Annotated in this window: 10 protein-coding genes and 1 riboswitch; of the genes, 8 read left to right on the plus strand and 2 right to left on the minus strand. The window is 62.5% G+C overall.

Annotation, left to right across the window (positions count from 1 at the left end; all coding sequences use genetic code 11):
- Positions 1-164: 164 nt before the first annotated feature.
- The 6 genes from PG892_RS09500 (at position 165) to cbl (ending at position 5,943) form a co-directional block, all read left to right on the plus strand.
- On the plus strand, positions 165-1,166 hold the full coding sequence (locus tag PG892_RS09500; protein ID WP_042864432.1) for a sulfate ABC transporter substrate-binding protein: 1,002 nt from the start codon (positions 165-167) through the stop codon (positions 1,164-1,166).
- Positions 1,167-1,205: 39 nt separating this feature from the next.
- Positions 1,206-1,781 (plus strand): RBBP9/YdeN family alpha/beta hydrolase, encoded by a 576-nt coding sequence (locus PG892_RS09505; protein WP_010672824.1) that lies wholly within the window; start codon positions 1,206-1,208, stop codon positions 1,779-1,781.
- A gap of 269 nt (positions 1,782-2,050) precedes the next feature.
- A complete protein-coding gene (gene cysT, locus PG892_RS09510; protein ID WP_039039454.1) occupies positions 2,051-2,890 on the plus strand; it encodes a sulfate ABC transporter permease subunit CysT in 840 nt (279 codons plus the stop codon).
- Positions 2,887-3,780: a sulfate ABC transporter permease subunit CysW gene (gene cysW / locus PG892_RS09515; protein ID WP_010672826.1), complete on the plus strand. Its 894-nt coding sequence runs from the start codon at positions 2,887-2,889 to the stop codon at positions 3,778-3,780. Before cysT ends, cysW begins: the two co-directional genes overlap by 4 nt.
- A gap of 31 nt (positions 3,781-3,811) precedes the next feature.
- Entirely contained in the window at positions 3,812-4,879 is a 1,068-nt protein-coding gene (locus tag PG892_RS09520; protein ID WP_010672827.1) for a sulfate/molybdate ABC transporter ATP-binding protein, read from the plus strand.
- Positions 4,880-4,995: 116 nt separating this feature from the next.
- Positions 4,996-5,943, plus strand: a complete 948-nt coding sequence (gene cbl / locus PG892_RS09525) for an HTH-type transcriptional regulator Cbl (protein ID WP_010672828.1) — start codon at positions 4,996-4,998, stop codon at positions 5,941-5,943.
- Positions 5,944-6,053: 110 nt separating this feature from the next.
- On the opposite strand, the gene gbpA is transcribed toward cbl, so the two are convergent.
- Together gbpA and PG892_RS09535 are read right to left on the minus strand one after the other, a co-directional pair.
- Positions 6,054-7,475 (minus strand): N-acetylglucosamine-binding protein GbpA, encoded by a 1,422-nt coding sequence (gbpA, locus tag PG892_RS09530; protein WP_270825349.1) that lies wholly within the window; start codon positions 7,473-7,475, stop codon positions 6,054-6,056.
- 60 nt (positions 7,476-7,535) lie between these two features.
- A riboswitch (cyclic di-GMP riboswitch) is annotated at positions 7,536-7,621 on the minus strand.
- 229 nt (positions 7,622-7,850) lie between these two features.
- The gene (locus PG892_RS09535) at positions 7,851-9,530 is read right to left on the minus strand and encodes a methyl-accepting chemotaxis protein (protein ID WP_270825350.1); all 1,680 of its coding nucleotides are present in this window, start codon (positions 9,528-9,530) and stop codon (positions 7,851-7,853) included.
- A gap of 294 nt (positions 9,531-9,824) precedes the next feature.
- Here PG892_RS09535 and PG892_RS09540 point away from each other — a divergent pair, with 294 nt between their 5' ends.
- A complete protein-coding gene (locus tag PG892_RS09540) occupies positions 9,825-11,675 on the plus strand; it encodes a M3 family metallopeptidase (protein WP_270825351.1) in 1,851 nt (616 codons plus the stop codon).
- A gap of 398 nt (positions 11,676-12,073) precedes the next feature.
- A complete protein-coding gene (locus tag PG892_RS09545) occupies positions 12,074-12,550 on the plus strand; it encodes a L,D-transpeptidase family protein (RefSeq protein WP_029313677.1) in 477 nt (158 codons plus the stop codon).
- The last annotated feature ends 103 nt before the right edge of the window (positions 12,551-12,653 follow it).

Genomic DNA, 12,653 nt, shown 5'->3' on the forward strand with positions numbered 1-12,653 from the left:
ATCGATTGGATCGGACATACTGAGTACAGTGAAACCAGAATAGAGCAATTAGATCACATCTTTAATCTGATTGGTATAAGAGATAAGCAAAGCGCTTTTTCTTTCTTCATGGAATATGCATAAGCGGGCATGCTGTACTCAACCCAACGATATGGAGTATCACCATGAAACTGCGAATGACCGCTCTCACCGTTCTCTCCCTGCTGGCTCTCGGTCAGGTCCAAGCCGCCGAGGTGCGGCTGCTGAATGTCTCCTATGACCCGACGCGGGAGCTGTTCCAGGAGTACAACAGTGCCTTTGCCAAGGAGTGGAAGGCCAAAACCGGCGACGATGTGGTGGTGAGCCAGTCACACGGTGGCTCAGGCAAACAGGCTCGTGCCGTGGTGGACGGACTGGAGGCTGATGTGGTCTCCCTGGCGCTGGCCTATGACGTGGATGCGGTGGCCAAGGCAGGTCTCACCGCCAGCGACTGGGAAGGGCGTTTGGCCAACAATGCCTCTCCCTACACCTCCACCATCGTCTTCCTGGTGCGCAAGGGGAATCCCAAGCAGATCAAGGATTGGGGCGACCTGGTGCGCAAGGATGTCGCCATCATCACCCCCAACCCCAAGACCTCCGGCGGTGCGCGCTGGAATTATCTGGCTGCCTGGGGCTATGCCCTGAAGAAAAGCGGCACTGAAGAGGGCGCGAAACAGTTTGTCAGCGATCTGTTCAAGAATGTGAAGGTGCTGGACTCCGGGGCTCGTGGCGCCACCACCAGCTTCATCGAACGCGGGCTCGGGGATGTGTTGCTGGCCTGGGAAAATGAAGCGTTGCTGGTGCTCAATCAGCCGGGCACCAGCGACAAGTTCGAACTGGTGGTGCCCTCGGTCTCCATCCTGGCCGAGCCGCCGGTAGCCGTGGTGGACAAGGTAGCCAAGAAGCATGGTACCGAGGCCGTCTCCAAGGCTTACCTCGAGTATCTCTACTCTGACGAAGGGCAGCGCATCATCGCCAAATACCACTATCGTCCGAGCAATCCGGCGATCCTGAAGGAGACAGCGGCCCAGTTCCCCAACCTGACGCTCTTTACTGTCAAGGATCTGGAAGGAGATTGGGACAAGGCACAGAAGAAGCACTTCGCCCAGGGCGGATCGTTTGACCAGATTTACCAACCGGGCCGCTAAGAGATGAAGGCCCCTGTGACAACAGATAGGAGTACCACGATGAACAAGATCCTTCTGGTTCCCGGTCTGCACAACAGTGGGCCGGATCACTGGCAGAGCCGCTGGCACCAGCAATTTCCCCAGTGGCAGAGAATGATGGGTCTGCCCTGGGACAAGCCGGATCTCACGGTCTGGAGCGCAAAGCTGGCGAGCAAGCTCAGGAGCCGGCGCAGCCGGGTCCACCTGGTCGCCCACTCCTTCGGCGCTCTGACGGCCATCGCTGCCGCCAGACTGCAACCAGACAAGGTCTCTTCCATCTTCATCGTTGCCCCTGCCGATCCTGCCCGTTTCGGTATCCCGGATGAGGTGTTGACGGGGTCCATCAAAGTCTCTGCCCAGTTGATCGCCAGTCGCAATGACCCCTGGATGAGTTTTGAGCGGGCAGAGTTCTGGAGCCGGCAGTGGCAGGTGCCGTTGTTCGATGCGGGGGAAGTGGGCCATATCAATGCCCAGTCCGGCCATGGGGAGTGGCACCAGGGGCTCGCTTTGCTCGGCACCCTATACCGCCGTGCCGAAATGGTGGTGGAGCCTGCTCCTGCCGAGTGGGGCAAGCAGGCCGCACTCAGTTTTCGATGAGGGACCATCGGATTGTCTCGGCACGATTTCCAGGCGGGCTGGCAACTTGGCCAGCGTGACTGACTTTGCATGTTCCCGGTTTTACCGCTCCGTCTTTTAGGTCTTTTATTTATATAAAAGACCTTTTTTTATGCTTATCGCTCTAAAAGCCTTGTTCCACCATTGTTAGATAAAAAAGTGCTTAGCAAAGGCATTATTGGTGTTTGTTGTCCCTGGCCGCCGTGAGCAAAATCGTCACATCCAAAGTATTTATAACAAATGGATGTGTTATGCGATTAAGTTCTTATTCCGTCCTGCCAGGCCTGGGGCCAACGCTGGGCTTCAGTCTGCTCTATCTGGGCATACTGGTGCTGCTGCCGCTCTCGGCACTGGTGCTGTTTGCGGTGAACAACCTGAGCGCCGCCGAGTTCTGGCAGGTGATCGGCTCCCCCCGGGTGCTCGCCTCCTTTCGCCTGAGCTTTGGCGCCGCCTTCATTGCCGCCCTGCTCAACAGTCTGTTCGGTCTGATACTGGCCTGGGTACTGGTGCGCTATACCTTCCCCGGCCGCAGACTGGTGGATGCGCTGATCGACCTGCCCTTTGCCATGCCGACTGCCGTCTCCGGCATTGCCTTGTGCGCCATCTTTGCCCCCAACGGCTGGATTGGCCAATGGGTCGCTCCGCTGGGCATCGAGCTTGCCTACAACCCCATAGGGGTGGTCATTGCCCTGACCTTTATCGGGCTGCCCTTTGTGGTGCGTACCCTGCAGCCGGTGCTGCGGGAAGCGGAGAGCGAGCAAGAGGAGGCGGCCGCGAGCCTGGGTGCCAACCGCTGGCAGACCTTCATCCGGGTACTGTGGCCGACCCTAGTACCTGCGCTGCTCACCGGTTTTGCCCTGGCGTTTGCTCGCGGCGTGGGGGAGTACGGCTCTGTCATCTTCATTGCCGGCAACCTCCCCATGGTGTCCGAGATTGCCCCCCTGATGATCATGAGTCACCTGGAGGAGTATGACTACGCCGGTGCATCGGCCATTGCGTCCGTCATGCTGCTCATTTCCTTTGTGCTGCTGTTGCTCATCAACAAGTTGCAAGCCTGGAGCTGGGCTCGCATCGGAGGAAGCCGTATATGAACGCCTCTACTGCACATCTCGATCAGGCCCAGGAGTCGGCTCCGGCCACCCCGGCGCGTCATCCCCCGGTGACCCATGAACCGGTCTGGGTCAAATGGCTGCTGGTCACCGTCGGTCTGGGCTGGTTTGCCGCCTTGCTGCTGTTGCCGCTGGCCACCGTCTTCATCCAGGCGCTGAGCCCGGGTCTGGCCTTCTTCTGGCACGCCATCAGCGAGCCGGATGCCCTGAGCGCCCTGGGGCTGACCGCTCTGGTGACGCTCTGCTCGGTGCCCCTGAACCTGCTGTTCGGGCTGGCCGCTGCCTGGGCCATCGCCCGGTTCCGCTTCCCTGGCCGGCAACTGCTTATCACCCTCATCGATCTGCCGTTCTCGGTCTCACCGGTCATCGCAGGCTTGATGTTCGTGCTGCTGTTCGGCAGTCGCGGCTGGTTCGGCGAGTGGCTCAGCGAGCACGACATCAAGATCATTTTCGCTACCCCGGGGATCATCCTGGCGACCACCTTCATCACTGTGCCCTTCGTGGTGCGCGAGCTGTTGCCCCAGATGGAGGCGCGGGGCCCGGAGGAAGAGGAGGCCGCCATCATGCTGGGGGCGAGCGGGTTGCAGATGTTCTGGCGGGTGACCCTGCCCGGCATTCGCTGGAGCCTGATGTATGGCCTGCTGCTCTGTACCGCCCGGGCGGTGGGGGAGTTTGGCGCTGTCTCCGTGGTTTCCGGCCACATTCGCGGCCAGACCAACACGCTGCCGCTGCACATCGAGATCCTTTACAACGAGTACCAGACCGGTGCCGCCTTCGCGGTGGCCAGCCTGCTGGCGCTGTTCGGGATCTTCACCCTGTTGGGTGAGACCCTGCTGGCCAGGCTGCGAGGCCAACCGACCCAGTCCCATTGATCCCGAATTAACGGTTATAGGAGAGGCATTCATGAGCATTCAGGTTCAAGGGCTCAACAAGCATTTCAATCAGTACGCGGCGCTGGCCGACATCAACCTCGATTTTCACGACGGTGAGCTGGTCGCCCTGCTCGGCCCCTCCGGCTGCGGCAAGACCACCTTGCTGCGGATCATTGCCGGGCTGGAGCAGGCGGACAGTGGCAGCGTCATCATCCGCGGCGAGGATGCCTCGGATCTCCATGTGCGCGAGCGCAACGTTGGCTTCGTGTTCCAGCACTACGCCCTGTTTCGCCACATGACGGTATTCGAGAACGTGGCCTTTGGCCTGAGGGTCAAGCCGCGCAGCGAACGCCCGGACGAGGCGGCCATCCGCACCCGGGTCAAGGAGCTGCTGGATCTGGTGCAGCTTAGCCACGTCGCGGCACGCTACCCGACCCAGCTCTCCGGTGGTCAGCGCCAGCGGGTCGCCCTGGCCCGGGCCCTGGCGGTGCAGCCCAAGGTGCTGCTGCTGGACGAGCCTTTCGGCGCCCTCGATGCCCAGGTGCGCAAGGAACTGCGCCGCTGGCTGCGTGAGCTTCACGACGAGCTGCATGTCACCAGTCTGTTCGTGACCCACGATCAGGAAGAGGCCCTGGAGGTGGCGGATCGGGTGGTGCTGATGAACGCCGGCAAGGTAGAGCAGATTGGCACCCCTGCCGAAGTGTATGATCAGCCCGCCAGTGCCTTCGTGCACAGCTTCCTTGGCAGCGTGAACCTGTTTCGTGGCAGGGTGGCCGGGCAGGGGCTCGGCATCGGTGAACAGCAACTGGGTGGCCCCATCCCCTCCCATCTGGCAGAAGGGAGTGCGGCCATTGCCTATGTGCGCCCCCACGAGCTGGAGATCCTGCCCTCGGATGCCCCCGGTGGCATTCGCGCCACCATTACCCGCCTGCTGCCCATGGGGCCGCGCATCCGGGTGGAACTGCGTGGCGATGGGGAGACGGGAGGCGCCCACTACGAGGCCGAACTGAGCAAGGAGGCCGCCCGGGCCTTTGCCCCCGGCCAGGGGGTGCGTCTGGTGGCCAGGCAGGCACAGCTCTATCCCGACTACCAGATCTGAGGGCAAGCCGCGAGGTGCGGCCCTCTGTCAGGCTTGCTGCCGGGCTATGATCCCGGCAATCCATAACAAGAGGACGGTGGCACGAGCCACCGCCACTCAGCGCAGGAGGCGATGAGGTGAACTTTCAGCAATTGCGAATCATTCGGGAGGCGGCACGGCGGGATTACAACCTGACCGACGTGGCCAATGCCCTCTTTACGTCCCAGTCCGGGGTCAGCCGCCACATTCGCGAGTTGGAGGAGGAGCTGGGGCTCGCCCTCTTCATTCGCTATGGCAAGCGTCTGCTCGGCATGACCGAGCCGGGCAAGGAGTTGCTGGTGATCGCCGAGCGTATCCTGGGGGATGCCGACAACATCCGCAAACTGGCGAGCACCTTTGCCAATCGCGACTCAGGCCGGCTGCTCATCGCGACCACTCATACCCAGGCCCGTTATGCCCTGCCGAGGGTAGTGAAGGCGTTTCGGGAGCAATTTCCTCTGGTACAGCTGGAGCTGCGTCAGGGGAGCCCGGAGGAGATAGTGCGGCTGGTGCAGACCGGCGAGGTGGACATCGGCATCAGCAGCGAGCAGCTCGACAAGAGCGAAGGGGTGGTGGCCTTTCCCTACTACCGCTGGCACCACAATATCGTCGTGCCGGAGCAGCACCCTCTCACCGCCGAGCGGGAGCTGACCCTGGCCGCTCTGGCCCACTGGCCCATCGTCACCTATCAGGCCGGCCTCACCGGTCGGGCACGGGTGGATGATGCCTTTGCCGAGGCGGGCATAGTGCCGCAGATCCTGCTGACCGCCCAGGACTCCGACGTCATCAAGACCTATGTCGAGCTGGAGATGGGGGTGGGCATACTGGCGGACATGGCGTTCGATTCCCAGCGGGACAAGGGACTGGTGCAGCTAGACGGCAGTCGGTTGTTTGCGCCGCACACCGCCTGGATCGGCCTCAAGCAGGGGCAGTTCCAGCACAACTTTGCCTGGCAGTTCATCCAGCTCTGCAACCCCGAGCTGGCGCTGGCGGAGATCCAGGCCCGCGCCATGAGCAACGAGCCTCTGCTCGACTATCAGATCTGAACCGAGGGGGGATGAAAAACGGGGAGCCATGTGCTCCCCGTTTGTTTGATGTTGACCTGATCTGGCACGGGAAACGCCGAGCGGGTTCCCGCCAGGTCGGATACGTCCCATCACTGCGCTGTCCAGGCCTCCTGCCAGTGGGAACCTACGCCCGGTTCATACTGGGTGGCCGTGCTCGCCCACTGGCTGCACCAGCCGCTGTAGGGGAAGGGTTTGCACTGATAGACCTTGCCGTTCTTCGGCTGCAGCACCCGGGTTCCGGCGGTGTAGGACTTGAGGCCGTCCGGGAAGGTGAACTGGTAATCGCCCCCGCTTGCCGGATCCTTGAACATGAGGTCCTGGGTCTGCTGCACCGCGTCACCACCGGCCTTGGGTTTGCCCTCGATCACCAGCTGATGGTGGCCTGCACTCAAGCCGGTCAGCGCCATGGAGAAACTCTGGCTGCCGTCCTTGATGTCGGCGCTGCTCTGTCCCCTGGCGACACCGCCGTGGTCATAGAGGGTGTTGGTGATGGCGAGATCCCCCTGGGCCGTGACGGTGAAAGCCAGGGTGAGCTTGCCGTTGTCGAGGGGGTAGTCGCTCGCCAGACCGCTCACGCTGATCCCGTTCTCAACCGGGGGCTGCTGTTGCTCAAGCTGGATCTCGACCCGTTGCAGGTTGCTGCCAGCCTTGAGGTAGACCGGGTTCTGGCCATAGACGGGGTTGAACTGGCCGTCCGTACCTTGCTGGCCCGCACGGATCTGGCTCTGCTCGGCGTTGATCTTGCTCGCCAGGGCGTGGGCCCAGTTGTTCTTCTGGCCCTGCCCGGCGCTGGCGATGGTCAGCTCGGTCTGGAGATCGGTGCGCTCGCCATTGGCATCGAACACCCGGGTTCTGGCTTTGTCACCCGCCACCAGGTCGATGGAGGGATAGATGGTCCCTCCCTGGTTCCAGGTCAGCGGGGGCTGGGTGCCATCCTTGAACCGGGCGTCGATCAGGTTGTAGAAGCTGTTGGCGGTATCCCCTACCTCCCACACCCCGAGAATGACCTGATAACCGGTACGCGGGGGCAGGGTGCACTGATGGGTCACCTGTTTGGGGGGCTGCACCATGTTGCCATCGATGACGCAGAAGGGATTGAGATCGAACGCATCCCGGGTGAGGGGCTGGTTCGGGTTCCAGTCCTGCTTGGTGAGGTAGTAGCGCCAGTTGCGGGTCACGTGGTTGGCAGTGAAGGTCCAGCTGATGGCGAAGGGGCCGGCCTGCACCTCACGTTTGGTCCAGCGATCGAGGGTCTGGGTGTTGAGCTCGCCGAATTGGGGGTGACCGGCCGAGGCTATCTGGCCGTCGGCGGGGCCGCCATCAGGGAAGCCGGAGGGGGCTTCCAGGCTCTGGGGTTCCCACTGGATGGCGCCACACTGGCTGTTGCCCCCTGTCTTGCACAGGTAGTTGCGCCCTTCGGGCTGGCTGATGTAGCCGTGAGCGAGCACGCCGCCACTGGCCAGCAGCGCCAGCGCTGCCGCGAGATGGGTGAGTCGGATATTTGCTGCCATACATTCCTCTGTTCGGTGATGTGGGCAGTCACGTTGGCAGGGGAGTTCCCCGAAACACGGTGCTGCAACCCCGCTATCCTGGACAGCTTGTCTTTAGACCGGAGGCTTTGCGTCCTGGCCTTTCAACCAGTTTGCCAAATGACTACAGAAAGGATCATGGTGCCGCCTGTGGCGACCACTCATCATGACTATATTTTGTTAAAAAATTAAGTGTAAAAATTGACAGTGCCGTCTCATCGGAGCAGCGCATCAGCGGTAGATCACGCCATCGGGATCTGCGCGCTGGTTCAGTGCGAGAGGGTGGCCCGGGAGAGGCTCCCGTGGCCATGACAGGAAAGGAGCCCCTGCCAGCCTGGCAGGGGCTCATGGGGCCACTCAGTGGCGGGGTTGCATGCCTGCTCGGGAAGAGGACGCCTGGGTCGGTCGCATCATCCTGTCCTGGGCTTGGGCGTTGTCCAGCTTGAACACCGCCAGTCGCTCGTCGAGGCTTCGGGAGAGACCGGCCAGCAGTTCGCTCTCCTGGGCCAACTGGGAGGCCGCCTGGGACATCTCTAGCGCCGAGTCGTTGATGCCGCTGACGTTGCGGTTCATGTCTTCCGCCACCATGCTCTGCTGCTCCGCCGCCGTGGCGATCTGGGTCGCCATGTCACTCACGTGCTGGATGTGATTGACGATGAGGGAGAGATCCTGCCCCGCCTTCTCGGACTGGTTGACGCTGCTCTCCGCCAGCTTGCGGCTGGCGTCCATGGCGTTGGCGGCGGTGACAGCCCGTTGCTGCAACTGGGTGATGGTACTCTGGATCTCCTCGGTGGAGTGGCGGGTGCGACTGGCCAGCTGGCGCACCTCGTCGGCCACCACGGCGAAGCCACGGCCCTGCTCGCCGGCCCGGGCCGCCTCGATGGCGGCGTTGAGGGACAGCAGGTTGGTCTGCTCCGAGATGGCGCTGATGACCGCCGTCACCTCGCTTATCTGCATCACACCCTCCTTGAGCTGGTTGACCTGCGAGGTGGCCTGATCCACCTCGGTGGCCAGCGCCTGGATGCCGTGCACGCTGGCATGGACATCCTGGTTGCCGAGCCCGGCCTCGCTGGTGGCATCCTGGGTGTCGCGGGCCGTATTCTCGGCGTGACCCGCCACGTCTGCGATGGTGGCGCTCATCTCGTTCATGGCGGTGGCGAGCTGGGCGAGCTGATCCCGCTGACTGTTGACCGCCTGGTTGGTCTGTTCGGCGGAGGTGGCGATGCGCAGGGCGGCATCCGCCACGTTGCGGGCCCCCTGGCTCGCCTCCAGCAGGGCGCGGCGGATGGCATCCAGCCCCTGGTTGGTGGAGCTGGCGACGGTGCCGAGCTCATCCCTGCCCAGCACCGGGATGCTGACCACCAGATCGCCGGCCGCGACCCGGGCCATGGCCTTGTTGATCTCGGCCAGGGGATTGACGATGGAGCGGCTGATGGCGAGTCCCAGCAGCCCCATCAACAGGATCACCAGCAAGGTGGCGCCACCCATCCACTCATATTGCGACCACATGGTGGCCTCAATGTCCTGCAACAACACACCGGAGCCCAGGATCCAGCCCCAGGGCTGGTAGCCCGTCACCAGCGACATCTTCTGGGCCGCCTCGCCGGACGGGGAGACCCACTGATACTCCAGCCTGCCCTGGTGGCCGCCCTTGCCGAGATCCACCATGTGCTGCCAGTGGGACTCGGCAGGGTTGTTGCCCATCTGCTGGCCGACCAGCTCGGGTTTGGCGGGATGCACCACCACCCGACGATCTTCATTCAACACGAACAGGTAGTTGTCCCCGTCAAAGCGCATGCTGTCGAGCATGGCCTTGGCCTGTGCCTTGGCCTGCTCCGGGGGGAGGGTGGCGGCCAGAGCCTGGATCCGGCTCATGGCCAGATCCAGCACCGCCTGCAGCCTGGCTTCCCGTTCACTCATCAGATTGCGGTGCAGGGCACTGGCCGAGATGAGCAGCAGTGCGATGAAGCCGACCAGGGCCAGTGAGAGCAGCAGCATCAGCTTGCGACTCACGGCAATATCACCGAGCTTGAACATAGTCTTATCCTTACTTTCCCATGCGGGTCTGATTGTGGCCGAACTGCCGGCCGGACCTGATTGTTATTATTTTTAACATATCATTAACTTTCAATGGGTTGCGGTGGAAAACAGCCAATTGAGCAGTTTGACAACCAGTATAGCCAGCAGACAGAAACCCTCGCTTTTGATAGCGTGATGGCGCGCATCCCGGCGCACAATTTGTCTACTCAATTTGCAAGAAGTGTGAATGGGTTGGCATTTCACCAAAAAGGAGTGGGCGCCCCGTGGTCGCCCCATAACAAGAGGGAAGTTATGAGTTCCATTGCCAGGAATTATCTCAACCAGCTCAATGCCGATTACCTGCAGGTGCACAGTCGCAAGGAGGACCTGTTCTGGTCCACCTACATGGGCACCAGCGACGATCAGGCAGGCTTCACCGCGGCCGAACAGGCCTACAAGGCGTTCTGTGCCGATCCTGCCCGCCTGCCGGTGTTGCGGGAGATGCAGGCCCAGGCCGAAGAGGCGGATCTCAGGCGCGGCCTGGGGGGCTGGATCGCCTTCTTCGAGTGCAACGTCATCGAAGATCCCGGTGCCTCCGCCCTGATGGACGAGCTGGTGGCCGCCGAGGCGGATCTCTTCACCCGTCGCAAGGGGTTGAAGCTCACCTTGCTGGACGAGCAGGGCCGCCAGGTGCCCGGCAGTCTGCCCGCCGCCAGCACGGCGCTGGCCGCCAGCAGCAACGAGGCGGTGCGCCAGAGCGCGCTCGCCATGTTCCAGACCCTGGAGCAGTGGGTGGTCGACAACGGCTATCTGGCCATCGTCGCGCTGCGCAACCGCTTTGCCCGTGCCATGGGCTATCGCGACTACTTCGATTACAAGGTGCACAAGAACGAGCAGATGAGCCCGGAGCAGCTGTTTGCCATTCTTGACGACTTCATCGCCCGCACCGATGCCCGCTTGCACCAGAGTCTGGCGGAGCTGAAAGCGGCCAAGGGGGAAGCAGCCCTGCTGCCCCACAACCTGCGCTACAGCGTGAGTGGTGACGTGACCCGCCAGCTCGACCCTTACGTGCCCTTCTCCCGGGCGCTGAAGGATTGGGTCGAGAGCTTCCGCCGGCTCGGCATCCAGTACCGCGGTGCCACCCTCACCCTGGATCTGCTGACCCGGGAGGGAAAATACGAGAACGGCTTCTGTCACGGCCCGGTGCCGAGCTTCTGGCAGGATGGAGAGTGGGTGCCGGCGGTGGTCAATTTCACCAGCCTGGCCAATCCGGCCCAGGTGGGCAGCGGTTGGAGCGGGCTCAACACCCTGTTCCACGAGGGAGGCCACGCGGCGCACTTTGCCAACGTCACCGGCAACGCCCCCTGCTTCTCCCAGGAGTTTCCGCCCACCTCCATGGCCTATGCCGAGACCCAGTCCATGTTCTGCGACAGCCTGCTGGACGACGCGGACTGGCTCAAGCGCTACGCCAGAAACGCGGCGGGAGAACCCATCCCCGATGCGCTTATCCAGGCCATGATTGAAGCGCGCCAGCCATTTCGCGCCTTCAACGAGCGCCAGATCGCGCTGGTGGCCTACTTCGAGCGGGATCTCTACGCCATGGCAGATAGCGAGCGCACCCCGGCAGCCGTGCTGGCCCTGGCCCGCCGCTGGGAGCGCCAGATCCTGGGGGTGGAGAGCCCACGCCCGCTGCTGGCTATCCCGCACCTTCTGAACCAGGAGTCGGCCTGTGCCTATCACGGCTATCTGCTGGCGCTGATGGCAGTGGAGCAGACCCGCGCCTATTTCCTGAGGCGCGACGGCTACCTCACCGACAACCCGCGCATCGGGCCGGATCTGGCCACCCACTACTGGGGACCGGGCAACGGCATTACCCACGACGAGACACTGCAGAGCCTCACCGGCGAGGGTTTCAGTGCGGTGCCGCTGGCAGAGGCGTGCAACCGGAGTGCCGCCGAGGCGTGGCAACAGGCGCAAGCATGCATGGCGGCCGCGCGGCAGCGCCCACCGGCAGGGGAGGGGACGCCCCTCGACGCCCATATCCGGGTGGTACACGGGGCCGAGCTTATCGCCGACAACAGCGAGTCCGAGGCGCGCATGCTGGCAGAGTTCGAGGCCTGGATCCGGCGCCTTGAGACCGCTGCACCAGTGAACCCGGCCTGAGCCCTGTGTCGCACCGTCAAAAGAGCCCCATCAGGGGCTCTTTTTTGTGGGTTGAGATGACCTGACCCCATGGCGCCAGCCTTGGATTGGCGGGTGGACAGGCTCAAGTGTCCTTGACGGCGCTGCCCGCTGGTTTTTCTTCCTGCGCCATCTTCCTGGCCTTGACGATCAGCGCTGAGGCGCCCGGTTGCGGGCAAGAGGCGACGCCCTACCCTTGGCAGGGTGTCTGCATGGCGGGTTGACGGCCATTTCCCCCTGCTGGCCACAGATATGTTTCTCCCGATATATTGAGTATTCACGGCGATCCCATATCATGGCGCTCGCTCGCCACCAGAGGGTGGCGGCATTCAGATGATTTGCTAACAAGAGAGCCCAGAAGGCTCGCAGAGGGATGGATAGTGAGAGCCGTATTGCTGTGTTTGCTGGGGCTGTGGCCCGCGTTGAGTTTTGCCACTCTGTCCGCCGATATGGTGGTGGTGAAGAAGTCGAGTTACAGCCTGACCCTGATGAAGGATGGCAAGGAAGTGAAGCGCTACTGGATTGCCCTGGGCCCGGCTCCCAAGGGACACAAGCAGCGTGAAGGGGATCAGCGTACCCCGGAAGGTCGCTATACCCTGGACTACAAGAAGAGCAACTCCGGTTTCTACAAGGCCATTCACATCAACTACCCGAATCTGGACGACATCAAGCGCGCCAACGAGCTGGGTGTGAACCCGGGCGGGATGATCATGATCCACGGCCAGCGCAACAGCCTGGGGGATCGCAGGGTGCAGCCGTCCAACTGGACCAATGGCTGCATCGCGGTGCTGAACCACGAGATGGACGAGATCTGGAACGCCATCGAGCCCGGCACTCCCATCATCATCGAGCCCTGATCCTGTCTGCCAACGCCCGCTCTCATGCGGGCGTTGCATTTGTCGCAGACCATGACGTGACACTGCCTCCTGCGCCGTGCTAGTTTTTCCGGTTCGCATTGGC

Source organism: Aeromonas sp. QDB68 (assembly GCF_027707405.1).
In the GTDB taxonomy this organism is placed as follows: Bacteria; Pseudomonadota; Gammaproteobacteria; order Enterobacterales; family Aeromonadaceae; genus Aeromonas; species Aeromonas caviae.